Origin of the sequence: Bordetella genomosp. 5, from assembly GCF_002261315.1 — a bacterium.
In the GTDB taxonomy this organism is placed as follows: Bacteria; Pseudomonadota; Gammaproteobacteria; order Burkholderiales; family Burkholderiaceae_B; genus Bordetella.
Genome location: NZ_NEVP01000010.1, coordinates 75,823 through 99,316, shown reverse-complemented (window position 1 = coordinate 99,316; position 23,494 = coordinate 75,823). Strand labels below are relative to the sequence as shown.

At 67.4% G+C, this 23,494-nt stretch carries 24 protein-coding genes; 15 read left to right on the top strand and 9 right to left on the bottom strand.

Annotation, left to right across the window (positions count from 1 at the left end):
• The first annotated feature begins 111 nt into the window (after window positions 1-111).
• Window positions 112-666 (top strand): DUF4142 domain-containing protein, encoded by a 555-nt coding sequence (locus CAL25_RS15945; RefSeq protein ID WP_094801772.1) that lies wholly within the window; start codon window positions 112-114, stop codon window positions 664-666.
• Between the two features lie 303 nt (window positions 667-969).
• On the opposite strand, the gene CAL25_RS15940 is transcribed toward CAL25_RS15945, so the two are convergent.
• Complete coding sequence (locus CAL25_RS15940; protein WP_094801770.1) at window positions 970-1,245, bottom strand: hypothetical protein; 276 nt, start codon at window positions 1,243-1,245, stop codon at window positions 970-972.
• 178 nt (window positions 1,246-1,423) lie between these two features.
• Between CAL25_RS15940 and CAL25_RS15935 the strand changes: the two genes are divergently transcribed.
• Both CAL25_RS15935 and CAL25_RS15930 read left to right on the top strand, forming a co-directional pair.
• Complete coding sequence (locus tag CAL25_RS15935; protein WP_094801768.1) at window positions 1,424-3,298, top strand: ABC transporter ATP-binding protein; 1,875 nt, start codon at window positions 1,424-1,426, stop codon at window positions 3,296-3,298.
• A gap of 80 nt (window positions 3,299-3,378) precedes the next feature.
• Window positions 3,379-3,978: a low affinity iron permease family protein gene (locus CAL25_RS15930; protein WP_094801766.1), complete on the top strand. Its 600-nt coding sequence runs from the start codon at window positions 3,379-3,381 to the stop codon at window positions 3,976-3,978.
• A gap of 16 nt (window positions 3,979-3,994) precedes the next feature.
• On the opposite strand, the gene CAL25_RS15925 is transcribed toward CAL25_RS15930, so the two are convergent.
• A complete protein-coding gene (locus CAL25_RS15925; RefSeq protein ID WP_094801764.1) occupies window positions 3,995-4,465 on the bottom strand; it encodes an Lrp/AsnC family transcriptional regulator in 471 nt (156 codons plus the stop codon).
• A 153-nt stretch (window positions 4,466-4,618) separates the two neighbouring features.
• Between CAL25_RS15925 and CAL25_RS15920 the strand changes: the two genes are divergently transcribed.
• From CAL25_RS15920 to CAL25_RS15910, 3 genes are all read left to right on the top strand, one after another.
• Window positions 4,619-5,539, top strand: coding sequence for a DMT family transporter (locus CAL25_RS15920; protein WP_094801762.1), 921 nt, complete (start codon window positions 4,619-4,621; stop codon window positions 5,537-5,539).
• 196 nt (window positions 5,540-5,735) lie between these two features.
• Window positions 5,736-6,329, top strand: coding sequence for a BPSL1445 family SYLF domain-containing lipoprotein (locus CAL25_RS15915; RefSeq protein ID WP_094801760.1), 594 nt, complete (start codon window positions 5,736-5,738; stop codon window positions 6,327-6,329).
• 82 nt (window positions 6,330-6,411) lie between these two features.
• Entirely contained in the window at window positions 6,412-6,693 is a 282-nt protein-coding gene (locus CAL25_RS15910; protein WP_094801758.1) for a CsbD family protein, read from the top strand.
• Window positions 6,694-6,813: 120 nt separating this feature from the next.
• On the opposite strand, the gene CAL25_RS15905 is transcribed toward CAL25_RS15910, so the two are convergent.
• On the bottom strand, window positions 6,814-6,996 hold the full coding sequence (locus tag CAL25_RS15905) for a hypothetical protein (protein ID WP_094801756.1): 183 nt from the start codon (window positions 6,994-6,996) through the stop codon (window positions 6,814-6,816).
• Between the two features lie 717 nt (window positions 6,997-7,713).
• Here CAL25_RS15905 and CAL25_RS15900 point away from each other — a divergent pair.
• The 6 genes from CAL25_RS15900 to CAL25_RS15875 all read left to right on the top strand — a co-directional run bounded on the left by CAL25_RS15900 (window position 7,714) and on the right by CAL25_RS15875 (window position 11,608).
• Window positions 7,714-7,935, top strand: coding sequence for a hypothetical protein (locus CAL25_RS15900; RefSeq protein ID WP_094801754.1), 222 nt, complete (start codon window positions 7,714-7,716; stop codon window positions 7,933-7,935).
• A 157-nt stretch (window positions 7,936-8,092) separates the two neighbouring features.
• Window positions 8,093-8,305: a hypothetical protein gene (locus tag CAL25_RS15895; protein WP_094801752.1), complete on the top strand. Its 213-nt coding sequence runs from the start codon at window positions 8,093-8,095 to the stop codon at window positions 8,303-8,305.
• Window positions 8,306-8,524: 219 nt separating this feature from the next.
• Window positions 8,525-9,643, top strand: coding sequence for an AGE family epimerase/isomerase (locus CAL25_RS15890; protein ID WP_094801750.1), 1,119 nt, complete (start codon window positions 8,525-8,527; stop codon window positions 9,641-9,643).
• 278 nt (window positions 9,644-9,921) lie between these two features.
• A complete protein-coding gene (locus tag CAL25_RS24430; protein WP_094801748.1) occupies window positions 9,922-10,137 on the top strand; it encodes a hypothetical protein in 216 nt (71 codons plus the stop codon).
• Window positions 10,138-10,420: 283 nt separating this feature from the next.
• Complete coding sequence (locus CAL25_RS15880) at window positions 10,421-10,753, top strand: hypothetical protein (RefSeq protein ID WP_094801747.1); 333 nt, start codon at window positions 10,421-10,423, stop codon at window positions 10,751-10,753.
• Window positions 10,754-10,909: 156 nt separating this feature from the next.
• Window positions 10,910-11,608 (top strand): alpha/beta fold hydrolase, encoded by a 699-nt coding sequence (locus CAL25_RS15875; RefSeq protein ID WP_249279115.1) that lies wholly within the window; start codon window positions 10,910-10,912, stop codon window positions 11,606-11,608.
• A 42-nt stretch (window positions 11,609-11,650) separates the two neighbouring features.
• Here the strand turns inward: CAL25_RS15875 and CAL25_RS15870 are convergent, their stop codons facing one another.
• Together CAL25_RS15870 and CAL25_RS15865 are read right to left on the bottom strand one after the other, a co-directional pair.
• Window positions 11,651-12,025, bottom strand: coding sequence for a Rieske (2Fe-2S) protein (locus CAL25_RS15870; RefSeq protein ID WP_094801745.1), 375 nt, complete (start codon window positions 12,023-12,025; stop codon window positions 11,651-11,653).
• Between the two features lie 61 nt (window positions 12,026-12,086).
• Window positions 12,087-14,021, bottom strand: coding sequence for an ABCB family ABC transporter ATP-binding protein/permease (locus CAL25_RS15865; protein WP_094801744.1), 1,935 nt, complete (start codon window positions 14,019-14,021; stop codon window positions 12,087-12,089).
• 183 nt (window positions 14,022-14,204) lie between these two features.
• Between CAL25_RS15865 and CAL25_RS15860 the strand changes: the two genes are divergently transcribed.
• Window positions 14,205-15,032 (top strand): aldo/keto reductase, encoded by an 828-nt coding sequence (locus tag CAL25_RS15860; RefSeq protein WP_094801743.1) that lies wholly within the window; start codon window positions 14,205-14,207, stop codon window positions 15,030-15,032.
• Between the two features lie 50 nt (window positions 15,033-15,082).
• Window positions 15,083-16,063, top strand: coding sequence for an aldo/keto reductase (locus tag CAL25_RS15855; RefSeq protein WP_094801741.1), 981 nt, complete (start codon window positions 15,083-15,085; stop codon window positions 16,061-16,063).
• Window positions 16,064-16,122: 59 nt separating this feature from the next.
• Here CAL25_RS15855 and CAL25_RS15850 read toward each other — a convergent pair whose 3' ends face one another.
• Together CAL25_RS15850 and CAL25_RS15845 are read right to left on the bottom strand one after the other, a co-directional pair.
• Complete coding sequence (locus tag CAL25_RS15850; protein WP_094801739.1) at window positions 16,123-16,308, bottom strand: hypothetical protein; 186 nt, start codon at window positions 16,306-16,308, stop codon at window positions 16,123-16,125.
• On the bottom strand, window positions 16,305-17,480 hold the full coding sequence (locus CAL25_RS15845; protein ID WP_094801737.1) for a PepSY-associated TM helix domain-containing protein: 1,176 nt from the start codon (window positions 17,478-17,480) through the stop codon (window positions 16,305-16,307). The genes CAL25_RS15850 and CAL25_RS15845 overlap by 4 nt, the downstream gene beginning before the upstream one ends.
• Before the next feature lie 201 nt (window positions 17,481-17,681).
• Between CAL25_RS15845 and CAL25_RS15840 the strand changes: the two genes are divergently transcribed.
• On the top strand, window positions 17,682-18,446 hold the full coding sequence (locus CAL25_RS15840; RefSeq protein ID WP_094801735.1) for a metallophosphoesterase: 765 nt from the start codon (window positions 17,682-17,684) through the stop codon (window positions 18,444-18,446).
• A gap of 91 nt (window positions 18,447-18,537) precedes the next feature.
• Here the strand turns inward: CAL25_RS15840 and CAL25_RS15835 are convergent, their stop codons facing one another.
• Window positions 18,538-21,183: a penicillin-binding protein 1A gene (locus tag CAL25_RS15835; protein WP_094801733.1), complete on the bottom strand. Its 2,646-nt coding sequence runs from the start codon at window positions 21,181-21,183 to the stop codon at window positions 18,538-18,540.
• 231 nt (window positions 21,184-21,414) lie between these two features.
• On the bottom strand, window positions 21,415-23,328 hold the full coding sequence (locus CAL25_RS15830; protein ID WP_094801731.1) for an alpha/beta hydrolase family protein: 1,914 nt from the start codon (window positions 23,326-23,328) through the stop codon (window positions 21,415-21,417).
• Window positions 23,329-23,494 lie beyond the last annotated feature (166 nt).

Below are 23,494 nucleotides of genomic sequence, written 5' to 3'. Positions count from 1 at the left end.
ACATGTCCTCGTCGCCCCGTCGTCGCCACGTGGGCGGGCCGCCCGGTAAGCTGGAGGTGTGTTTCACCCCGGACAGGGCCGGGCAGGCACGGCCCCTATAAGGAGAACGCCATGCATAAAACCGATTTCCTCCCCGCCCGGCGCGCGCGCCGCGCCCACGTCGCCCGCGCGCTGATCGCCGCCACCGCCCTGGCTTGCGGCGCCGCCTGGGCCGACGGTCTGACCGCCACGGATCGTGATTTCATCGAGCGCGCCGCGCGCGGCGGTCAGACCGAGCTGGCCGGCAGCACACTGGTGCAGGGTCGCAGCGCCGATCCGGACGTCAAGGCGTATGCCGAGCAGGTGCACGAGACCCAATCGCGGGCTTTGGACAAACTGGCCCAGTTGGGACAGGCGAAGGGCGTGCGCGTTCCCGAGGGGCCGTCATTCGTGGGCAAGGGCAAGTTGGGGGCGCTGGTGGGCGAAGAGGGCGCTGCGTTCGATCGTGCCTACGCGGCACGCTTCGGCGTGGCGGCGCATCGGGACGCGCTGGTGCTGTTTCAGGAGGCGGCCCACCAGACGCAGGATCCCGATGTGCGGGCGTACGTCGAGGAACGCCTGCCGGCCTTGCAAAAGCAACTGGACCAGGCGCGCAGCCTGCAGGACAAGGTCGACCTCAAGCCCTAGCGCGGGCAGCAGCGCCGGCCCGCGCATCGCGGGCTTGCCGAACCCCTGGGCGGGCAGGGGGATTCCGGATGCGCATCGGGCTTCCCGCTAGAATGCAGCCTTGCCCTCACTCGCCACACAGGAGGTCCGCGATGCCCAAGACCATCAACTATCGTGCCACGGCGACCGCGCCGTTGCCGCGACCGGCTCGCCCACGTCCTCCGCTCGAGCGGCACATGACGCATCGCGGTCCGCGCTAGGCGGATCCGTCGAGCGCCCGGCCTGCGCCGCCCGACGGGTGCCAGGCGGACGGCCTCGCGGCGTTCAGCCGCGCGGCGCGAGCGACGGGCTGCCCGCCGTTTCCAGGTAGGCGTTGATGGCCAGGGTGACCTGAGCCAGCGTCGAGCCCGTGAGGGCCTGGCCGTCGGCGCCCACCATCAAGCCTTCCGTGGCCTGCTGGAAAGACGCCAGGAACTGCTCACGCTGTTCCGCGGGTTGCGCGGTGATGAGACTCTGCAGCACGGCTTCGGCGACGGCCTGCTTGGCCGCCACGCTTTGAATGGCCTGCGCCAGCGCGATGAGGATTTCCTGATTTTCCATGGTGATGTCGTGCCCGAGTGGCGCGTGATGAACAAAACCCCGAGTGTACGGGCAAGGCCGTCCGCCGCGCAGGCGCAACGGCTGCCCCGTGCGCCGGGTCGGGGCCGCGGCCTCGCAACATCGCGAGGCGGGCCCTCGCGCAAAGGAGCGTGCCGCGCATCGCGCGGCCAGATGGCATATGGCAAGTAAACCTTCATTGTTTCGTGGCGAGGTCTTCAAGGAAGTCCTGGGGTTCACCTTCAAGCACTGGGTGCGGCAGCCGCTGCGCATTGTGGTGATCGCATTCCTGGCGCTGGCGGCCGCGGCCGCCGATATCGCGACGCCGCTCTTCGCGGGCCGGCTGGTCGACGCGGTGGCGTCGGGCGTGGCCTCCGACGAGCTCGCCTGGCAGGCTGCGATCACGGCCTTCGTGACGCTCGCGGCGCTGGGCCTGACCGGCACCCTGCTGCGCCAGGGCGTGTACATGAACATCATCCGGCTCACGCTGAAGATGATGAGCGACATCGCCACGCATTCGTTCTATCGCGTGCAGCGCTTCTCGAGCGACTGGCACGCCAACAGCTTCGCCGGGTCCACCGTACGCAAGATCACGCGCGGCATGTGGTCGCTCGACCTGCTCAACGACACGCTGCTCATCGCCTTGTTGCCGTCGGTGGCGATGCTGGTGGGCGCCACGGTCATGCTGGGCCTGCACTGGCCCATCATGGGCGTGGTGGTGGGCGTGGGGTCCGTCGTCTATGTGTCGGTCACGGTGGCGCTGTCGCTGGGCTTTGTGGCGCCGGCCGCGCGTCTGGCCAATTCGTGGGATACCCGCATGGGCGGCGCGCTGGCCGACGCCATCAGCTGCAACGCCGTGGTCAAGGCCTTCGGCGCCGAAGACCGCGAACAGGCGCGCCTGGGCCGGGTCATCCTCAAATGGCGCTCGCGCACGCAGCGCACCTGGGTGCGCGGCACCCTGAATGGCGGCGTGCAGGGCCTGATGCTGGTGCTCATGCAGGTCGGCATGCTGGGCGCCGCGCTGTATCTGTGGGCCAGCCAGCAGGCGAGCGTGGGCGATATCACCTTCGCGCTCACGATGTTCTTCGTGCTCGAAGGCTACCTGCGCGACGTGGGCATGCACATCCGCAACCTGCAGCGCTCGGTCAACGACATGGAAGAGCTCGTGGCGATGGAGCGGCAGCCGCTGGGCGTGGAAGATGTGCCCAAGGCGCCAGCCATCCGCATCGGCGCCGGTGAAATCCGCTTCGAGAACGTGACGTTCCGCTACGGCCCGCGCAGCACGCCGCTGTACGAAAACTTCTCGATGCGCATCGCACCGGGCGAACGCGTGGGGCTGGTCGGCCACTCGGGCTCGGGCAAGACCACCTTCGTCAAGCTGATCCAGCGCCTCTACGACATCAACGCGGGCCACATCCTGATCGACGGACAGGACATCGCGCGCGTGAGTCAGGCATCGTTGCGCAGCCAGATCGCGATCGTGCAGCAGGAGCCCGTGCTGTTCCACCGCACCCTGGCCGAGAACATCGCCTACGCCCGCCCTGGCGCGACGCGCGCGGAGATCGAGGCGGCCGCCGCCCTGGCCAGCGCGCACGATTTCATCATGCGTCTGCCCAAAGGCTACGACACCCTGGTGGGCGAGCGGGGGATCAAGCTCTCGGGCGGCGAGCGCCAGCGCGTCGCGATCGCGCGCGCCTTTCTGGCGGATGCGCCGATCCTGATTCTGGACGAAGCCACGTCCAGCCTCGACAGCGAAAGCGAGATGCTGATCCAGCAGGCCATGGAGCGCCTCATGGTCGGACGCACCACGCTCGTGATCGCGCACCGGCTGTCGACAGTGCGGGCGCTCGACCGTCTGCTCGTCATGGAGCGCGGCCGCGTCATCGAAGAGGGCACCCATGCCGAACTGGTGCGCCGCGACCAGGGTCTCTATCGGCGCCTGTTCGAGCGCCAGGCGCTTGAACTCACGCGCGGTCTCGAGCCGGACGGTGACGAGGACGACGACGATCGGCCGCAGGCCTCGGAGGGGCCCGCGCCGTGGAACACGGTGTATTGAGGCTCCCGACCGTGTGATGGCTTGTCCGGGGCGGGGCGCTGCGCTATGTTGGTTGCAGCCTAGGCCACGGAGACTCGTATATGAGCCTGCCATCGCGCAAGTTTGCAACACGCCCCGACCGCAGCACCCGGCGCGCCGCCACGCCGCACAAGCCTTCCCGGGGGCAGGCCTGTCATTCGCCGCCGGGGCGAGCCAGTCGCGACGCGGGGGACGCGCGCGGCGACGCGGACGAGCGCCGCGACGCCGGCGAGGACGGCGCTGCCGCCGCCCACAAGCACGGGCACATCTTCGATCGCTTCGCACGGACGGTCACGCGCTGGACGGGGTCGTCCGTGGCGTTCGGCCTGGCGCTGGCGGCCATCGTGATCTGGTGCGTGACCGGACCGCTGTTCGGTTTTTCCGAGACCTGGCAATTGGTGGTCAACACCGGCACCACGATCATCACTTTCCTGATGGTGTTTCTGATTCAGCAAAGCCAGAACAAGGATAGCCAGGCGGTGCACCTCAAGCTCGACGAGCTGCTGCTCGCCCTGCGCGGCGCGGACGACCGTCTGGTCGACGCGGAAGACCTGGACGAAGACGAGCTGCGCCATCTTGCCGAGCATTACACGCGGCTGGCCCGGCATGTGCAGGGCCGGATCTCGCGCATCGACGAGCCCGGCGATCGGCCGGGCGACTGAGCGGGCGAGCGGCGTCTCAGGAAAGCGGAACCGCGGTGGTGTAGAGCACTTGCTTGAGCGCAAAGCTCGACCGGATGCTCGCCACGCCCGGGATGCGGGTGATGTGTTCCACGATCAACCGTTCCAGGGCGTCCACGTCGGGCACCAGCGCGCGCACCAGGTAATCCGCGTCGCCCGACATCAGGTAGCACTCCATGATCTCCGGAAGCACCGCGATCTCGCGTTCGAACACATCGAGCGCGGCCTTGCGCTGCTTGTCGAGCGAGATCGAGATGAACACATTGACCTTGAGGCCCAGCTTGCGCGCGTTGAGCAGGGTGACGCGGCGGTCGATCAGCCCGTCGGTTTCGAGCTTGCGCACTCGTGCGAGGCACGGCGACGGCGACAGGTTGACGCGCTGCGCGAGCTCCACGTTGGTCAGGCGCGCATCACGCTGGAGTTCGTTGAGAATTCGGATGTCAGTGGCATCCAGGGAGATGTCCAGCATGATATGCCTCAAATATTGAAAATACCGTTCTCGCATGCTGTGCGTGCGGCCTGGCGCAGTGTATTGCAGTCACCTCTGCGGCGCCACCCCCGATAGACTTTGCTGCGTTGCAGGGGCTGCCGCCGGTGGCCCGCGAAGGGTCGGTAGTCAAAGATGGCGCAGCAGGGAATGTGGGGCAGGTTCGGTCCGCTCATCGGGGCGGTGGTGATCTGGGGCGGCAATTGGCCCGTCATGAAACTGGGCCTCGGGCATATGAGCCCGCTGTGGCTCGCCGCCAGCCGGTTCGCCTCGGCGGCGCTGTTGAGCGTGGTGGTGCTGGCGCTGCTGGGCCGGCTGCGCCGACCCACGCGCAGCGAGTGGCCGCTGGTGGCGGGGGTGGGGCTGCTGCAGATGGGCGCCTTCACCGCGCTGGCGCTCTGGGCGCTGCAATATGTGCCGCCCGGCCGGGCGTCGATCATCGCGTACGCAACCTCCATCTGGGTCATCCCGCTCTCGTCCCTGCTGTTGCGCGAGCGCCTCACGGCCGCTCAATGGCTGGCCACCATCCTGAGCTATGCCGGCATCGGCGCCATCGTGGCGCCGGCCTTTTCGCCCTGGCAGCCGCAGACCGTCATCGGGCTCGTCATGCTGCTGGGCGCGTCATTCGCATGGGCGTGCAACATCATCCAGCTGCGCGCCAGCCGCCATGTGCGGCTGGGCGTGGACATGATTCCGTGGCAGACCGCCGTGGCCGCGGTGCCGTTGCTGGCGCTGGCCTGGCTGCACGACGGGGCGCCGGTGTTTCTGGCGGACGCCGCGGTATGGCCGCTCATCGCCTACACCGGGCCGCTCGCCACCGCGCTCACTTTCATCGTCGTGCTGGGCATGACGCAGCGCATGCCGCCGGTGGCCACGTCGATCGCCATGTTGTGCGTGCCGCTCATCGGTCTGCTGATTTCCGCCGGGGTGTTCCAGGAGCGGCTGTCGGCGGACCTGATGGCGGGCCTGGCGCTGATCGGCGCGAGCGTGCTGGTGTCGGCGGTCGGCCACCGCCTGCCGGCCATGGGCCGGGGCGTGGCCCGAAGCGCAGCCTAGCGGGATCGGTCCGCGCGGAGCTTACGGATCCATGAAAGGCCCACGCCACGCGCGTCGGGCACACCTGGCAGGGGCTGGGCACGGTACTTGCGGATACCCGCCCCAATCATGACGGGACGCGTGTCGCGTCGCTGTCGTGGTCCGATACAAGCACCTTGCCAGGGTGGTTGTGTATACAACAATCAAGGAGAGTTCCATGTTGGATCAATTTCCCGGTTTGCGCCGTGGTGGTCTTGCTGCGGCAACGGTGGCCCTCGCAGGGCTGGTGTTCACGGGTTGCACGACCACCTCTCCGCAGAGCACCGCGTCGTCGACCAGCCAACGCCAGGAGATCAACTCCGGCGCCGATGCCACGCTGAGCAAGCTGTATCAGACTTCGCCGCAGGCGAAGGATCTCGTGCAGAAGGCCAAGGGCGTGCTGGTCTTCCCGTCGGTGCTCAGCGCGAGCTTCGTGGTCGGCGCCCAGCACGGCAAGGGTGTGCTGCGCGTGAACGGCGCCAACGCCGGGTACTACAGCACCACCGCCGGTTCGGTGGGCTTCCAGGCCGGCGCGCAGTCGAAGGCCGTCGTGCTGCTCTTCATGACGCAAGAGTCGCTGGACAAGTTCCGCAACAGCAATGGCTGGACCGCCGGTGCCGACGCGTCGGTCGCCGTGGCCAACATCGGCGCCAACGGCCGCATCGATACGAACACCGCGCAGCAGCCCATCGTCGGCTTCGTGATGAACAACACCGGCCTGATGGCGGGTGTGTCGCTCGAAGGCGCGAAGATCAACAAGCTGGATCTCTGATCCGCCCTGATCGCAGCAACCAGCGGGGCGCCCGCGCGCCCCGCGCAATGCTTCCTCTCAGGAGGCCTCAAGGAGTCCCAATATGTCGATGGATCGTGCAGCAGGAAAAGTGAAGGACCTGGTCGGACGTGGCGAAGAGGCGCTCGGTGATGCGTTCTCCGATCCCGAAGCCCGCCTGCGCGGTGTCGCGCGCCAGGTCGAAGGCAAGGTGCAGTACGCCGTCGGCCACGCCGCCGAAGGCCTGGACACCTTCGCCGACAGCGTGAGCACGCTGGTGCGCCGTCACCCGGTCGGCGCGGTGGTCGCGGTGGGCGTTCTCGCCTATCTGATCGGCCGCGTGCGCAGCGGTTTCAGCCGCGACTAAACGCCACGTCGTCCCGCAAGGGATGCGCAGGCAGAAGAACCCGTCCTTGCGGCGGGTTTTTTCATGCATGCTGCGCCGAACGAAACGGAGTCCGGCCGCAGCGCGACCGGACTCCGGTATTCATTCGAAGCTTTGTACGAGCACGAGGCTCACGGGAAGGATCAGCAGGAAGGCGAATGTGGATCCGCCCAGCGCCGCCGAAACGCGTGCCGACCGCTCGGCACCCGCGAATCGGATGGTTGCCACCAACAGGGCCAGAATGGCCAGGATCACCAACAACGAACAGACTGCTACATAGGTCATGTTGCCTCCGTCCTTACCCACCAGGGGAAGTCAGTGCCGCGTACGCGATGCGCCGGGGCTTGGTCTTGTTTCCATTGCGGAATCGATGCCTGATGCTCGTGCTGCTGTCGAGATCAATCTACGCCGCTTTTGGCGAATTGCTGTGGGGGTTTTCCTGGGGCCCGGCATGGCGCGTGCGGGGGCATCACAGAGGAGGGCGGTCGCGCGCTGCCGTGCAGCAAGCCCGCCGCTTGCCGCAGGCACTGGAGTTGCGGGGGATCTGTCGGCCAAGGCTTGTGCATCGCGTCAGCGCGAGCGGCGCAATGCCTTGTCACAGCTTGGATGAGATCCCGCGTGTGGGGAGCGGGCAACAGCAGTGCTTACCCCCTCGCGCATCCGATGGATTGCGCCGCGCGCGGCGTTCGTGCCAAAGTGGGGCGACGATGTAACGCGCGATTAAGAAGGCGGCGCAAGCTGCCGTAGAACAGTCATGAAGGCAGGGCGCGGGAGGCAGCAGGGCCATCATGCGTGGGGCGCACAATGAAGAGCGCCCCAGCTCGCGGATGAGTCTGGGGCGCTCTTGCCGGCCTACGCACGCATTGGGTGTCAGTGGGCCCGGCAAGTCCAATTTATTGCTGTGAGCCTCGGGCTGCAAGCACAAAATTGTTTCAGCCGATCACGGGTCGCTGATGGGTCGCGTGGTATGGTCTACGCTTTCATTCATAGGTACGAGCGTTCATGGCAAGCCCCCGCATGCAGCAAGGAGAATTGGCCTACTGGCTTCAGGTCGTGGCCGAGCAAGAGCAGGGGAAGGGCCTGGAAGCCACCGTGCCCGAGCAGTTCGTTGCAGCGTTGACGACGCTGCGATGCGTTACGCAGTCCGAAGATGGCCGGCTGGTGTTGACGGAGAAAGGCAAGCTGGCATTGCATATGGAAGGACCGGGTGCGATACACCGTTGACCTTGCAACATCGAACACACTGTTGCGGTAGTCGCATCAATAACGGTTGAACTTGCAGGCATTGGGACAGTCCAAGTAGTAAATGGCGGTGCAAGCCGGCCGCCGACATGCAGATCATCCGATCTGTGTGCTGCAGTAAATCGACTGGGAGGACGCCATGCAGCATCGTGACCAGGAAGTACTGATCGACGTATCCACGGCAGCCATGGATACCGGCGGATACGGGGTCTTGCTTACCGTGACCGCCGAAGGCGGTACTGAAGTCGACGCGGCCTTTTCTTATCTGGGCGCCTGCGATTCGCTCGACGAGGCACGCAATCGCGCCGAGGCTTTCGCGCAAGATTGGTTGCGCGAAAACATCTATCGCTGATCTTCAGCCTCTCCGTGGATGCCGCGCCTGGCGCGGCATCCCGTCCGGCCCCACGGCCGACCCGCATTTCCTTCCTCGCTTTATCCCCCCTGATTCGCCATTTGGCCTGCGTTTGATCTAGACACGCGCGAGGCGCGACCGAACTGCGGTATTGTCCCGGGTGCGTGCAGCCAGGCGGTCGTCCTGCGCCACGATCCCGGTTCTGGTGTCATTGTCCCTATGCCTTCCGCCCCGTCTCCGTCGTCCTCGAGCACTCCTCTCGCGCTGTCCGCCGCGCTGCGACAGCACTACGCCGCCGTCGTATTGCCGCCGTGGCGGGCCCAGGGATGGAACGCGGCGCTGGGTCTGGCGCATGAATCGCTGGATGGCGCGAGCGCCCAGCCCTTGCCCGATACCCGCTACCGCGCGATGGCGTGTGCAAGGCAGCTTTATGTGCACGCGATCGATCCCGACCCGCACGCCGGCCGGCATGCCGGTGAGCTGTTCGCGTCGTTGCAGAAGCACTTCATCAACCGCGAGCACGGCGGCTGGTATTACAGCGTGGACGCGGCCGGCGCGCCGCTGGACACCACGCAGGATCTCTACACCCATGCGTTCGTCGTGTTCGCCTGCGCCGCCTGGGCGGCGCGCAGCCAGAGCGCGACGGCGCGCAAGCTGATGCTGGCGACCGCGGAACGCGTCGAGTCGCAGTTCCGGCGCGCCGATGGGCACTATGTAGCGGCGCTGGCCAGCGATTGGGAGGCGGTCCTGCGCGGCCCGGCCCAGAATCCCGTGATGCATCTCACCGAGGCCTATCTGGCCGCCGCCGCGGTGGCGGAGCCCGCGCGCTTCGCCCAGCTGTTGCGCCACATCGCGCAGGATGTCGCCGACCTCTATCTGCACGGTCCCACGCTGTGCATTGCCGAGGCGCCGATCGGCACCCCGGACAATCGCATCGAGCCCGGGCATCAGTTCGAATGGCATGCGCTCGTCACCCGCTCGCCGGAGGTGTTCGAGGGCCTCGAGCTCGAGACCGCCACGGTGCGAGGCGCGGCCTGGGCGCGCGTGCACGGCGTGCGCGCCGATACCTCCGCGGTCGTGGCGGCGCTGGATCTGAGCGGCGCCATCGCCGACCCCGTGGAGCGTATCTGGGCGCAGACGGAGTACACCCGCTACCTCGCGCTGGTGGGGGAGCACGATGCACTGGCGCGGCAGCTCGACGCGCTGCGCCGCCGCTTCCTGCACGAGCGCGGCTGGCACGAATGCCTGAGCCCCGACGGGACCGTGGTGCGCGCCGACATGCCCGCCACCACGCCCTACCATCTCGCCACCGGCTATGCGGCGCTGCCTTCGGCCTAGCGCCGGCGGGTGGCGGCTGCAACTTTGAAACGTCACTCGATGTGAACGGAGGCGGCGCTTCTGGCTGCCGGGCGTCCGGCCGGGTGCACGCGCTTGCGTGCGCCCACTCGCCTCTCTGACCGACCCTACGTCCGCACTGCTGCGCTCTGCTTCCGCAGATATCGGATTGTGGCTAAATTGACGTATGAAGTTACTTTCATAGTCGTAAAACGTTACCGCAACACGCGGATCGGACCGAATCCCTTACAATTTGCGAGTTATTGTGAAGGGAGTAAGCCATGAGCGTGATGTGTCCTGCGTGCCAGGCGATTTACCCTGGACAGTCGGGGGTGCAACCGCATCACCGGATGGGGCACCAGGGATTCACGAGTCCCACCCAGAAAGGTCGAGAAGAGAATCGGGAAGATCACTTCCGCTGCATCGAGTGCGGCGCCAAGTGGCTGCGCGAGACCGACAAGTGGGGCGTGGACCTCGGATTCCGACTGGCACCCTGACAAGCCTGATGCGAAGGCGGCTTGCGTGCTTGGCCTCCGTCGCATCCGGCTTGCCCTGGTAGCCGTGCCGGCCATTTCGACCGCGTGATGGGCATGTCGACGACATGAACCCCACGCGGTTTTTGCTGCGCGCTCGCCGGGCCGCATTCCTTCGACACGCATCGCTCGCCGGGCCGACACCGGCACCGGTGGTGCCGGCCCGCCGACCCTTAAGTTTCCGTTCTTTGCGGCCGTTAACCCTGAATTACGGCATGGCCGGGCAATGTGTTGACGGAGAGGCGTGATGGCGGAAAAACTGATCAATGGGTTTGCGCTGGTTGCATATGCGACCCAACCCGAGCATGGGATACCGCCGCGCGCCTTCATCGAAAGCCGTCGCCTGCCGCCCAAGGTCGATCCCAAGGCCGCGCAGGCCGACAAGGCGCAGGCAGAGGCGGGCGACGCCGACCCGGTGGAAGAGGATGTCGCGCCGGAGCCCGAGGCGCCCCAGGCGTTCGAAATCTTCATTTCGCGGCGCTTTCGCAGCACCGTGGAAGCCATGTCCGCCGCGCGCAATGCGCTGGACCGCGTGCGCACCGTCGACGAGGACGGCGTGCCCGACCCGCTGCCGGAATGAGGCAAGGCCCGCGCGGGCGCCATCGCTGCGCCGCGCCGCCCGGCCTTCGCGTAGGATGACGCGCTTGGCGGCCGGTGCCGCGTCCGCACGGACGCGCCCCGGCGCGCGGTTTCGGGCTCGCAGCGGGCCCCTGGAGCGCTGCATGGATCTCTATCGATGGTGACCCTGGTGTTGCTGCCCGGCATGGACGGCACGGGACGGCTGTTCGCGCCTTTTGTCGACGCGCTCGGCGATGCGCTTCCCACGGTGATCGTGCGCTATCCGGTGACCGGCGAGCAAAGCTACGCCAGGCTGACCGAGCATGCCGCACAGGCCCTGCCGCCGGACGGACCGCTGCTGCTGCTGGGCGAGTCGTTCTCCGGCCCGATCGCGGTATCGCTGGCGGCCCGATTGCCCGAGCGCGTGGCCGCGCTCGCGCTGTGCTGCAGCTTTGTGTCGAATCCCCGTCCCGGCGCGGGCGCATTGATGGCGCTGGCCGGGCGCCTTCCGCTGCCTTCGCCGCCCCGGCTCATCGCGTCCCGGGCGCTGTTGGGCCCGTTCGAGACGCCGGCGTTGCGGCTGGCGTTGGCCGAGGCCTTGGCGGAGGTGCCCGCCGCGGTGCTTGCGCGGCGCCTGCGCGAAGTGGCGCGCGTCGATATGACCGCGGCGCTGCGGGGCCTGTCGGTGCCGTTGCTGTATCTGCAGGCCCTGCAGGACAGGGTGGTGCCGCCAGCGGCGGCGGCGCGCATCCAGGCGGCTTATCCCGCGACCCGCATCGAGGCGGTGCGCGGGCCGCATTGCCTGTTGCAGGCATCGCCGGAAACGACCGCCCACGCGCTCATCGCGTTCAGCCGCGGCCTGCCGGATCGAAGCTGAGCGCGCCCGGGTGGGCAGGTGCGGCGCCTCGAAGCCGGAAGCTCAGGCGGAAGGCAGGGGCTGGATCTTGCCCGCGGGCAGCCAGTAGACGGCGTCTTCGCGCTCTTCGACCTGCAGCGGCGTGAGGCGGCTGCCGCGGCAGGCGCCGCCGGCGCACAGACCCGTGTCCGGGTGGTAGGTGGCGCCATGGCGCGCGCACATGATCAGATCGCCCGCACGCGTGAAGAAACTGTTTTCCCAATCCATCTCGACGCCCACATGGGTGCAGCGGTTGAGGTAGCCGTAGGCACGATCCTGATAGCGCACGAAGAAGACCGTGGTTTCGTGCGTGCCGTCGGTGACGGGGACTTTGACGCCCAGGCCGCCATTGACGAGATCGGAGGCGGCACAGACGCGGACTGCGGGAGAATCGGACATGGCGGGAAGGGAGTAAGTCTAGGCTGAGGCGCAACAGCGGGCAGTGTAATGCCTGCCCGCGTCAGCGCGGGGTGTCGTCGGTGGGCGGCACTTCGCCGGGCTGTGCCGCAACGGCGCCATCCGGTGCGACGGTGCCATCCGATGTGTCGGCGCCATCTTGTGCGTCGGCGTCCGCAGCGGATGCCGTGCCGGCCCCGCCTGCTTCGGCCTGACGCGCGCTCTCTTGCTGGCGCGACCACATGCCGGCGTACACGCCGCCGGCTGCCAGCAGCTCGTGGTGACGGCCGCGCTCGAGGATCTTGCCGCCGCCCAGCACCAGGATTTCGTCGGCGTAGGCGATGGTGGACAGCCGGTGCGCGATGATCAGCGTGCTGCGGCCGGTGCTCACTTCGCGCAGATTGGCCTGGATCTCGCGCTCGGTATGGGTGTCGAGCGCGCTCGTGGCTTCGTCGAAGAGGAAGATGCAGGGGTTCTTCAGCATGGTGCGCGCGATCGCCACGCGCTGCTTCTCGCCGCCGGATAGTTTGAGGCCGCGCTCGCCGACGACGGTGTCGTAGCCCTCGGGCATGCCCATGATGTGATCATGGATGTGAGCGAGGCGCGCCGCATGCTCGACCTCGGCCTGGCTGGCGCCGGGCCGGCCGTAGGCGATGTTGTAGCGGATGGTGTCGTTGAACAGCACCGTGTCCTGGGGCACCACGCCGATGGCGGCGCGCAGGCTGGATTGCGTGACTTGGCGTATGTCCTGCCCGTCGACGAGGATGGCGCCGCCGTCCGGGTCGTAGAAGCGGAACATCAGACGCGCCAGCGTGGACTTGCCCGCGCCCGAGGTGCCGACCACCGCGGCCGTCTTGCCCGCCTCGATGGTGAAGCTCACGCCTTGCAGAATGGGTCGGCGCGCGTCGTAGCCGAACGAGACATCGCGGAACTCGATGCGGCCACCGCGCGTGACGAGCGCCGCCGCGCCGGCGGCATCGGCCACCTCGCGGTCCTGGCCCAGCAGCTCGAACATGCGCTCCATATCGATGAGCGCCTGCTTGATCTCGCGATAGATGAAGCCGAAGAACGACAGCGGGTCGTAGAGCTGCAGCAGGTAGGTGTTGACCAGCACGAAATCGCCCAGCGTATAGCGGCCGTCGGCGATGCCTTGCGCCGCCATCCACATCACCAGCGTGAGACCGACGGCGATGATGACGGCCTGACCGATATTGAGAATCGACAGGCTCACCTGGCTGCGCACGGCCGCGCGCTCATAGTCGCGCAGCGAGGCGTCGTAGCGGCGCGCCTCGTGTTCTTCGTTGCCGAAGTATTTCACCGTCTCGTAGTTGAGCAGGCTTTCGATGGCCTTGGTGTTGGCCTGCGCGTCGGTCTCGTTCATCGCGCGGCGGAACTTCGCGCGCCACTCGGTGACCACCAGCGTATAGGCGAGGTACAGCGTGACGGTCGAGCCGGTGGCCAGGGCCAGCCAGCCATCGAAGAGCTTCCAGAGGATGATGCAGACCAGGCCGATCTCGAAGAACGTGGGCAGCACGTTGAACAGCAGGAACGTGAGCAGGGTCTGGATGCCCTTCGTGCCGCGTTCGATCGCCCGCGTCAGGCCGCCGGTCTGCCGCGCCAGATGAAAGCGCAGCGCGAGGGCGTGCAGGTGACGAAAGATCTGCAGGCCCACCGCGCGGATGGCATGCTGCGCCACCCGCGCGAAGACCGCATCGCGCAGCTCGGAGAACAACAGCGACAGCACCCGCGCGGCGCCATAGGCGAGGATCAGGCCCAGCGGCACCGTGACCGCGCCCGGGGCACCCGCGCTCAGCGCATCGATGGCCGACTTGTACAGGATCGGCGTGTAGACCAGCGCCGCCTTGGCGATCAGCAGGCTCAGCACGGCCAGCACCACGCGCAGCTTGAGGCCGGTCTCGCCCTTGGGCCACAGATACGGCATCAGCGTGCGGAAGGTGGCGAGATTGCTGCGTGGCGGGGGTGTTTCGGAGGACGACATGGAGGCGCGCGAAAGGGGCGCCGTGCGCGCCCGGTGGGCAAAGTAGGGGATTTCTGGCCATTATCCCGCACGGCGCTATCATCGAGGGCAATACCCCCAGGCCGCGCAGGGCGCATCGCGGGGGGCGGTTCCGGGTCCGTCCTGGCCGGGCCGGCATTGCGTCTATCTGAATCGGGAGGTGGTATGACGAAGGTCCCCGCAATCACGTTGAACGACGGCAACAAGATGCCGCAGCTGGGTCTGGGCGTATGGCAGGTGCCCAACGAGCAGGCATCGGCGGCCGTCAAGACCGCGCTCGATGCCGGCTATCGTTCGGTGGACACCGCCGCGATCTACGGCAACGAGGCGGGCGTGGGTGAAGGCCTGCGCGCGGCTGGCCTGGGCCGGCGCGAACTCTTCGTCACCACCAAGCTGTGGAACGACAAGCACGACTACGACGCGGCGCAGCGCGCCATGGACGAGAGCCTGCAGAAGCTCGGCCTGGCCTATGTCGATCTCTATCTGATCCACTGGCCCGTCGCGGGCAGCGACAAGTTTCTCGACGCCTGGCGCGCCATGGTCGAGATGAAAGAGGACGGCCGCGCCCGTTCGATCGGCGTGTCCAACTTCACCCGCGAAAACCTCGAACTGCTGATCGACCAGACCGGCGTCGTGCCGGCGGTGAATCAGATCGAGCTGCACCCGGGGTTCGCGCAGCGCGAGCTGCGTGCCTACCATGCGGAGCAGGGCATCGCGACCGAATCGTGGAGCCCGCTGGGGCAGGGCGAGGCCCTGCACGACAAGGTGATCGCCGGCATCGCGCAGCGCCTGGGCAAGACGCCCGCTCAGGTCATCCTGCGCTGGCATCTGCAGAGCGGCTTCATCGTGATCCCCAAGTCCGTCACGCCGGCGCGCATCGCCGCCAACATCGATGTGTTCGGCTTCGAGCTCACTGCCGACGACATGGCCGCGATCGACGCCATCCCGGAAGGCGGCCGGCTCGGTCCGGATCCCGCGCGGTTCAAGGGCTGATTCCATTCCAACCGGCCGCGCCCGCCGGCGCGGCGCTTTCGAGAGCCACCATGCAATATGTGAATCTGGGCAGTACCGGTCTGAAGGTGTCGCGCCTGTGCCTGGGCTGCATGACCTACGGCGAGCCGTTGCGGGGCAAACATCCCTGGACGATCGGCGAGGCGGCCAGCCGGCCTTTCCTGAAGCAGGCGCTGGACGCCGGCATCAACTTCTTCGATACCGCCAACAGCTATTCCGACGGCACCAGCGAAGAGTTCGTCGGCCGTGCGCTCAATGAATACGTGAAGCGCGACGACGTGGTCATCGCCACCAAGGTGTACTTTCCGATGCACGAGGGCCCCAACGGCGGCGGCCTGTCGCGCAAGGCCATCATGCGCGAGGTCGACGCCAGTCTGCGCCGGCTCGGCACCGATTACATCGATCTCTATCAGATCCATCGCTGGGACTACGACACCCCGATCGAAGAAACGCTCGAGGCGCTGCACGACGTGGTCCGCGCGGGCAAGGCGCGCTACATCGGCGCCTCGTCGATGTATGCGTGGCAGTTCGCCCGCGCGCTGTATCTGGCCGATCGCCACGGCTGGACCCGCTTCGTGACCATGCAGCCGCACTACAACCTGCTGTATCGCGAAGAAGAGCGCGAGATGCTCAAGCTGTGCGCCGCCGAAGGCATCGGCGTGCTGCCCTGGAGCCCGCTGGCCCGCGGCCGCCTCACGCGTGATGCGACGCAGTCCAGCGACCGTGCGCGCAGCGACGAGGTGTTCAAGCGTCTCTATAGCGCCACCGAAGCCGCCGATGCCCGCGTGATCGATGCGGTCGGCGAAGTGGCGAGCGGGCGCGGCGTGCCGCGCGCGCAGGTGGCGATGGCGTGGCTGCTGGCCCAGCCCACCATCACCGCGCCCATCATCGGCGCCAGCCGGCCGGGGCACATCGAAGACGCGGTGGCCTCGCTGTCGCTCAAGCTGAGCGACGACGAGATCGCGCGGCTCGAGCGCGACTACGTGCCGCACGCGGTGGCTGGCTTCAGTTGAGCCGGCAGCACTCATGCAAAACGGCCCCGAGGGGCCGTTTTTTTGTGCAGCGGTGCCGCTCAGCGCGGCTGGCGCGGAATGATCCAGAAGCGTGCCATCACCACCAGCAGCCACGTGAGCGAGGCCCAGGAGGCCCAATGCCACACGCCGGTGCCGAGCAGGGCGGCCAGCAGGCCGAAGGTGCTCAGGATGCCGAGCAGGATCGGCATGCCCCAGACGAACAGAAAGCGTTGGCGCGGGGTCATGCGGGCGTCCTTTGCGGCTCGGCCGCCTGTTGATGCTTGCGGATCAGCTCGGCCACGCGCGCCTCGGTGGCTTTGCGGCGGGCGAGCCAGAGATAGAGGCCGCTGACCAGCACGACGATCGTGATCAGATCCAGCAGCGCCCAGATGATCTTGAGCGGAAGGCCCGCGTAGTCACCGAAGTGCAGCGGACGCGAAAGCTCGAGCGCGGTGAGGTACCAGGGCATGTGCGCCACCTTGACCAGATCGCCGCTGACGGCATCGACCAGGACAGGGGTGTTCATCTTGGAGGTGAGCGGCGTGTCGCCGCGCAGCCAGACGATGAAGTGATGCGGACTGCCGAAGGCGTTGCCGGGATAGGCGATCGTGGTGAGCTTGCTGCCCGGCACCGCGGCAAGCGCGGTTTCGGCGACGCGCTGCGGCGCGGCGACCTGGGTCGGCACCGGCTTGCCCTGGAACGGCGCGACCAGCGCGGTGAGTTCGTTGGCCTGCCACATGCGGAACAGCGGCGTGGACAGCTCGTTGATGACGCCGGTGACCCCGACCACGAAGGCCCACACCAGCGTCACGATACCCAGCATGTTGTGCAGGTCGAGCCATTTAAGGCGCGTGGAGCGCGACGCGCGCACCGTGCCGAACTCCAGCTTCTTCATGAACGGGCCGTAGAGCACCACGCCGGAGACGATGGCGATGCAGAACAGCAGGCCCATGAAACCGAGGAACAGCTCGCCCGGCAGACCGGCGAACAGGTCCACGTGCAGCGCGAGCATGATCCCCATGAACGAAAACTTGTCTTCCGAATAAAGCGGCCCGTCGTGCAGGACCTCGGCCGTCCGCGTGTCGACGCGCACGGCGTGGCCCTTGGCGATGCCTTCGCCCGGCGTGGGCGCCATGCCGACGTAGGCCTGCGGCTCCTCGGCGTCGAGAAACAGGTAGTCGACGACTTCGTTGGGATACAGCGCCCGGGCCGTGGCCTCGACCTTGTCGAGGCTGGCGAGCGGCGTGTCGGCCGGCATCTCGACGATCGGCTTGCCTTCGTCGAGCCAGTGCTCGATCTCGTGGTGAAAGATCAGCGGCAGCCCGGTGAGGCAGATGATGAGGAGAAAGACGGTACAGACGAGGCTGGTCCATTTGTGGACCAGGTACCAGGTTTTGATGCGGGCGGCGTTTGTCATGGGATGCGAGCGGACCGGGGGACGTGTTTCGACCGGGAATAATAGTTATTCTCAGAATTCTAGTGCATCGCGGCGAGCGATCGGCGATTCGCCTCGCGCCGCGAGCGGCGTTACCATGGAACGCTGGCGCGCCCAGGTCTTTTTGTGGCGCGCATGCCGCAAACTCACCGCTGTTCCGGCCGCGTGCCGGCCTCATCCGTCATGACCGACGCCCTGCAGACCCCGGCCATCCCGGCCCCTTCCGACCCTCTTTCCGCCGACGCCGCCTGCCCCGTGGTGCAGCGCGTGCCGCCCAATACCGAAGGGCGGGATTTCGCCGTGGGCGATATCCATGGCCATTTCTCGCGGCTGCGCACGGCGCTCGATCGCATGGGATTCGATCCCGCGCGCGACCGGCTGTTTTCGGTCGGCGATCTGGTCGATCGCGGCCCCGAGAACGAAGCCTCGCTCGACTGGCTGGACGAGCCCTGGTTCCATGCGGTGCAGGGCAATCACGAGGATTACGCGATCCGCCACGTGCGCACCGGGCGGGTGGAACTGGAGAGCTGGCGCCGGTATGGCGGCGGCTGGTTCATCGATCTGCCGCCCGCCCGGCAGCGCGAACTCGCCGCGCGTTACGCGCGTCTGCCCGTCGTGATCGAAGTGCCGACGCCGATGGGGATCGTGGCGGTGCTGCATGCCGACAGTCCGGTCAGCCACTGGGACAATCTGCCGGGCCGCTTCCTGACGCGCAGGCGCCGCACGCGCGCCACCTGCCAATGGTCACGCGAGCGGCTGGCCCTGCGCGACAGCAGCGGCGTGGCGGGCGTGCGGGCGGTGGTGGCGGGGCATACGCCCGTGCCCGAGCCGCTGGCGCTGGGCAACGTCTATCACATCGATACCGAAGGCTGGCAGCCGCACGGCTACTTCACCTTGCTGGATCTGCAGGCCCTGTCGGCCTGGCCGCGGCCCGTCGTGCACGGCTGAGGCGCGCACGCGCGCCGGTCAGGGGCGGCGCCGAATGGAAAAATGCCCGCCGGGTGCGAACCCGGCGGGCATTTTTTAACGCGAAGGCCGATCAGAGCGGACGCGCGGTGAGGCCGCCGCCGGTCGTGACGGGCGTGGTCGATACCGGCGACGCCTGGGCCGCGGGGCCGTCGGCGCGCGGCACGGGGATCGCGGGGAAGGCGGCGGGCGTGCCGTCGGCCGCTTGGCCTCCCATCGGCGTGCTGCTCACCGGGCCACCGCCGTTGGGCGCCGCGCCGGTGCCCGGCACGCTCATGGGCTGCGGCGGCTGGCCGGCGCCAGAAGGCGCGGCGGGCTGCCCCGGCAGCGGATTCACGCGCGTGGGCGCGTTGTCGCTGGGCCGCATGTTGTTCAGGAAGTCGGTGAGCTGATCGCCCGACGAGAGGTCGAGCGCGGCGACGGCCTGTCCCGGCGGGAACTCGGAGAAGTACAGGTCGCCGTTGGCGGCGATCAGGCCCTGCGGCCGGGGCGGCGGCGGGGTCTGCGGCTTGTCTTTCAGGTAGGGCTGGGCGAAGTCCAGCCAGGCGGACAGCGCCAGGCCACTGCCGAACTCGTTGCTGCCGAGCGGGCGAGGGCGGTCGAAGCCCATCCAGACCGTGGTGACCATGTGCTGGTTGAAGCCCGAGAACCACACGTCCACGGCGTCGTTGGTGGTGCCGGTCTTGCCGCCGATGTCCGTGCGCTTGAGCGTGCGCGAGGCGCGCGCGCCGGTGCCCTTGGTGGTGGCATCGCGCAGGATGTCGTTCATCAGCCAGGCCGTGCGCGGATCGATCGCGCGGTGGGTCTCGTCGCCCGCCTTCACGGGTTCGGCCTGCATCAGCACCTTGCCCGCGCTATCGGTCACGGTGTTGATGAGATAGGGCGTGACGCGGAAGCCGCCGTTGGCGAACACGCCATAGGCGTTCGCCACCTGCAGCGGCGTGGCGGCGCCGGCGCCCAGCGCCATCGGCAGCACGGCCGGCCAGCGCTCTTTTTCGAAGCCGAAGCGGGTCAGGTAGTCCTGGCCGTACTGCGGCGTGATGGCCTGCAGGATCCGGATCGACACCATGTTTTTCGAGCGGTACAGGCCCTCGCGCAAGGTGAGCATGGGCTCGTACTGGTTGCCGTCGTTCTTGGGCGTCCAGTCGCGCGAACCGGTCTGGGCGGCGGTCAGCATGAAGGGCTGATCGGAGATCTGCGTGCCCGGGGTCAGGCCGCGCTCGAGCGCCGCGGCGTAAATGAAGGGCTTGATGTTCGACCCGGGCTGGCGCCAGGCCTGCGTCACCCGGTTGAACGAGCCGCGATAGAAATCGAAGCCGCCGATCATGGCGCGGATGCCGCCGTCCTGCGGGTCGAGCGTGATCAGCGCGGCCTGCAGCGCCGGCATGTTGATCACTTCCCAGGTGTCGCCGGTCTTGTGCACGTAAACGACCGAGCCGCGGCGGATGCGCAGGTCGTCCTTGGCATTGGGCGCGAGCGCCCGCGCCACGACGGCCAGCGCCTTTTTGTCGTCGATCGTGAGGATCTCGCGGGCGCTGCGCGCCACCTTGATCTCGGTGGGGCTGGCAGACAGCACCACGCCCGAGTACAGCTCGCCGCTGTCGGGCGCCTTGTCCTGGACGCCGTCGATGATCTCGTCGAAGGCCTGCGGATCGTTCTCGACCCCGTCGGGCAGGTCGATCTGGTCTTCCGGGCCCGGGTAGGCGGCGCGGCGCGTGTACGCCAGCACGTTGTCGCGCACGGCGACGTAGGCGTCCTGCTGGGCCTTGGAATCGATGGTGGTGTAGACATTGATGCCGCGGGTGTAGGCCTCTTCCTGGAAGACACCGTACATCAGCTGACGCACCAGTTCGGCGGGGTATTCGCCGTGCACCGCGAAGCCGCGCGCCGGTCCACCCTCGGAGCCGCGCACCGAAATCTGCTCGTCGCGCGCGGCCTGCGCCTGCTCGGCGGTGATGTAGCCGAGCGTCTGCATGCGGTTGATCACGTAGTGCTGGCGCGTCTGGGCCCGGCCGAAGTTGGTGATCGGGTTCGAGCGCGAGGGCGCCTTCGGAATGCCGGCCAGCATGGCGGCCTCGGCGGGCGTGACCTCGGAGAGCGGCTTGCCGAAGTAGGTGCGCGACGCGGCCGCGAAGCCGTACGCGCGATGACCCAGATAAATCTGGTTCATGTAGAGCTCGAGAATCTGATCCTTGGTGAGCTCGGACTCGATCTTGAAGGTCAGCAGCAGCTCGTAGAACTTGCGCGAATAGGTCTTCTCCGACGAGAGATAGAAGTTGCGCGCGACCTGCATGGTGATGGTGCTGCCGCCCTGCGCCTTGGCCATGCTCACCAGATTGGCGAGCACCGCGCGGGTCATGCCGGCCCAGTCCACGCCATTGTGGTGATAGAAGCCGTCGTCTTCGGCGGCCAGCACGGCCTGCTTCATGACCTGCGGAATCTCGTCGGCGCGCAGCACGTTGCGGTGCTCTTCGCCGAATTCTCCGATCAAGACTTTGTCGGCCGTGTAGATGCGCAGCGGCACGCGCGGCCGGTAATCGGTCATGGCGTGCAGCTCGGGCAGGCTGGGCCAGGCCAGCGCCAGGGCCAGGCCGATCGCGATCGCACCGCACAGGCCGAGGCCGGCCATCGCCACGGCGGCGCGGACGGCCCACTGCTTGATGCGGGCGCGCGACCAGGCGCGGCCCGCGCTGTTGGGGGAGTGCTCAGGGTTTTTCATCGGAGCCGATTCTAGGGCAGAACCGCATAGACCGTTGGTCGGGCCTGAAGGTTTCAGTAACCAAACATGCCCGGCGTGACGGCGGAGAAATACAGGGACGAGGCGCAGGCGGCCGGGGCCGGGCGCCCGGGGCAGGCGAGGCGCGTGTCGGAACGCGGCGCCACGCCCACCCTGCACAAAAATTGATCACGGGCCGGACGGTGGTGTCCGGCCCGTGGACGCCCATGGCAATCAGGGCTTGAGATGCGTGGTCAGGAATTTTTCCATGGCTTCGTAGAACTCGAACTTGTTCTCGTCGTTGTGGAAGCCGTGGCCTTCGTTTTCCTTGACCATGTACTCGACCTCGACGCCGCGCTTCTTGAGGGCTTCGACGACCTGATCGCTCTCGGCCTTGTTGACGCGCGGATCCTTGGCGCCCTGGGCGATGAACAGCGGCGTGGTGATCCGGTCGACATGCAGCGCGGGCGAAGTCGCGGTCAGACGCTCGCGGTCGCGCTCGGGATCGCCCACCATGTCCTGCATCTTTTCGAGCATGGGCTTCCAGTAGGGCGGGATGGTCTGCATGAACGTGAACAGGTTCGAGACGCCCACGTAGTCGACCGCGGCGGCGTAGAGGTCGGGCGTGAAGGTCACGCCGGCCAGCGTGGCATAGCCGCCGTAGCTCGCGCCATAGATGCCGATGCGCTTCGGATCGGCGATGCCCTGATCGATCAGCCATTTGACGCCATCGGTGATGTCGTCCTGCATGGCCAGGCCCCATTGGCCGAAGCTCGCTTCCCAGAACTTGCGGCCATAGCCGGTCGAGCCGCGGAAGTTCATCTGCAACACGCAGAAGCCGCGGTTGGCCAGGAACTGCACCTCGGGGTTGTAGCCCCAGCCGTCGCGGGCCCACGGGCCGCCGTGCGGATTGACGATGCAAGGCAGGTTGCGCGGATCGCGTCCGACCGGCAAGGTGAGGTAGCCGTGGATCGTGAGGCCGTCGCGCGAGGTGTAGCTGATGGGCTTGACCGGCGCCATGTCGGCCTCGGGGATGGCCGGGTTGATGTCGGCCAGCTTCGTGAGCGTGTCGGTGGCGGCGCTGTACAGATAGCGCGAGCCGGGCGTGCGGTCGTTGTAGGCGGCCACGATGAAGGTGTCTTCTTCGCGGTTCCAGCCCTGCAGGGCGAAGTCGTAGCCGGCCAGGTGCGCCTGCAGTTTGCCGTAGAGGGCCTCGGTCTGCTTGTCGAAGAAGCGGTACTGCGGCTTGTCGGTCTGGTAGGCGGCGAGCGTGAGCACCTTGCGCTTGCGCGAATAGCCGGCGGCGTCGAGATCGACCTCGTCGGGCACGAAGATCAGCTCTTCGGCATCGGGTTTGGCCGGGTCGAGCACGACCAGCCCGAGTTTGTCGCGGCCGCGGTTCGACAGCGCATACATCTTGCGGTCGTCGAACGTGAAGAACATCGGGCTGACGCTGCTGCGATAGTCGGTCGTGACGAGCGGGCGGAACGGCGCGGCCTCGTCGTCGCGATAGAGCAGGGTGGTGTTCAGGCCGTCGCTGGTGATGGCGGCGCGCACCTTGCCCGCGTGATCGGTCTGCCAGCCGACGATGTTGCCGGGGTTCTGGGCCACCAGCACCGCGGCACCGGTACGCACGTTGACGCGGTACACGTCGAAGACTTCGGGATCGCGGTGGTTGTGGCCGATCAGCACATGATCGGGATCGTCGGGCAGGTCGTCTTCGATGCCGGCGCGCACGCCGTCGTAGGGGGTGAGGTCGGTCACCTGGCCGGTCTTGGTGTTGACCGCCACGACGTGGAAGTTTTCGTCGCCGCCGAAGTCCTTCTGGTAGAGCACGACGTCGGAGCCCTTCCAGAAGTAGTTGCTGATATCGCGCGCGCTTTCGCTGGTGAGCTTGCGGGCCTCGCCCTGCGGCTTGCCATCGACGAGCGGCTGCACATAGATGTTCATGCGCGGCGGGCTGCCGTCGACGCTGACCGGTTGCATGAAGCCGAGCGTGCGGCCGTCGTCGGCCAGGCGGAACGCGCCGCGCTCGGGGTTGCGGAAGAAGTCTTTCAGGGGATAGGCGCGCGGCGGCTGGGCAGCCGCACCGGCGGCCGCGCCAATCAGGCTGGCGGCGATCAACGTGCGCTTCATGAAATTCAGCAAGAGAGCCTCCGGTAGATGCGATGACGGCCGCGCGCGGCGGGTGCCGGGGCCATCATGGGGCCGGCGCGAGGGGTGCGCCGAGCGTGACCGATCATGCCACAGCGCCGATGACGGTGTCGAACCGCGCAAGATGCGGGATAATCGCGCCCAAGCACTATGGAGGAAT

Bases quoted from the DNA above. Each gene is read 5' to 3' on its own strand.
- CAL25_RS15835 (WP_094801733.1), bottom strand. From the start codon at position 21,183: ATGAAAAACCCTGAGCACTCCCCCAACAGCGCGGGCCGCGCCTGGTCG.
- CAL25_RS15945 (WP_094801772.1), top strand. From the start codon at position 112: ATGCATAAAACCGATTTCCTCCCCGCCCGGCGCGCGCGCCGCGCCCAC.
- CAL25_RS15870 (WP_094801745.1), bottom strand. From the start codon at position 12,025: ATGTCCGATTCTCCCGCAGTCCGCGTCTGTGCCGCCTCCGATCTCGTC.
- CAL25_RS15895 (WP_094801752.1), top strand. From the start codon at position 8,093: ATGCAGCATCGTGACCAGGAAGTACTGATCGACGTATCCACGGCAGCC.
- CAL25_RS24430 (WP_094801748.1), top strand. From the start codon at position 9,922: ATGAGCGTGATGTGTCCTGCGTGCCAGGCGATTTACCCTGGACAGTCG.
- CAL25_RS15940 (WP_094801770.1), bottom strand. From the start codon at position 1,245: ATGGAAAATCAGGAAATCCTCATCGCGCTGGCGCAGGCCATTCAAAGC.
- CAL25_RS15900 (WP_094801754.1), top strand. From the start codon at position 7,714: ATGGCAAGCCCCCGCATGCAGCAAGGAGAATTGGCCTACTGGCTTCAG.
- CAL25_RS15905 (WP_094801756.1), bottom strand. From the start codon at position 6,996: ATGACCTATGTAGCAGTCTGTTCGTTGTTGGTGATCCTGGCCATTCTG.
- CAL25_RS15925 (WP_094801764.1), bottom strand. From the start codon at position 4,465: ATGCTGGACATCTCCCTGGATGCCACTGACATCCGAATTCTCAACGAA.
- CAL25_RS15880 (WP_094801747.1), top strand. From the start codon at position 10,421: ATGGCGGAAAAACTGATCAATGGGTTTGCGCTGGTTGCATATGCGACC.
- CAL25_RS15920 (WP_094801762.1), top strand. From the start codon at position 4,619: ATGGCGCAGCAGGGAATGTGGGGCAGGTTCGGTCCGCTCATCGGGGCG.
- CAL25_RS15845 (WP_094801737.1), bottom strand. From the start codon at position 17,480: ATGACAAACGCCGCCCGCATCAAAACCTGGTACCTGGTCCACAAATGG.
- CAL25_RS15875 (WP_249279115.1), top strand. From the start codon at position 10,910: ATGGTGACCCTGGTGTTGCTGCCCGGCATGGACGGCACGGGACGGCTG.
- CAL25_RS15890 (WP_094801750.1), top strand. From the start codon at position 8,525: ATGCCTTCCGCCCCGTCTCCGTCGTCCTCGAGCACTCCTCTCGCGCTG.
- CAL25_RS15850 (WP_094801739.1), bottom strand. From the start codon at position 16,308: ATGACCCCGCGCCAACGCTTTCTGTTCGTCTGGGGCATGCCGATCCTG.
- CAL25_RS15860 (WP_094801743.1), top strand. From the start codon at position 14,205: ATGACGAAGGTCCCCGCAATCACGTTGAACGACGGCAACAAGATGCCG.
- CAL25_RS15930 (WP_094801766.1), top strand. From the start codon at position 3,379: ATGAGCCTGCCATCGCGCAAGTTTGCAACACGCCCCGACCGCAGCACC.
- CAL25_RS15915 (WP_094801760.1), top strand. From the start codon at position 5,736: ATGTTGGATCAATTTCCCGGTTTGCGCCGTGGTGGTCTTGCTGCGGCA.
- CAL25_RS15840 (WP_094801735.1), top strand. From the start codon at position 17,682: ATGACCGACGCCCTGCAGACCCCGGCCATCCCGGCCCCTTCCGACCCT.
- CAL25_RS15855 (WP_094801741.1), top strand. From the start codon at position 15,083: ATGCAATATGTGAATCTGGGCAGTACCGGTCTGAAGGTGTCGCGCCTG.
- CAL25_RS15935 (WP_094801768.1), top strand. From the start codon at position 1,424: ATGGCAAGTAAACCTTCATTGTTTCGTGGCGAGGTCTTCAAGGAAGTC.
- CAL25_RS15910 (WP_094801758.1), top strand. From the start codon at position 6,412: ATGTCGATGGATCGTGCAGCAGGAAAAGTGAAGGACCTGGTCGGACGT.
- CAL25_RS15865 (WP_094801744.1), bottom strand. From the start codon at position 14,021: ATGTCGTCCTCCGAAACACCCCCGCCACGCAGCAATCTCGCCACCTTC.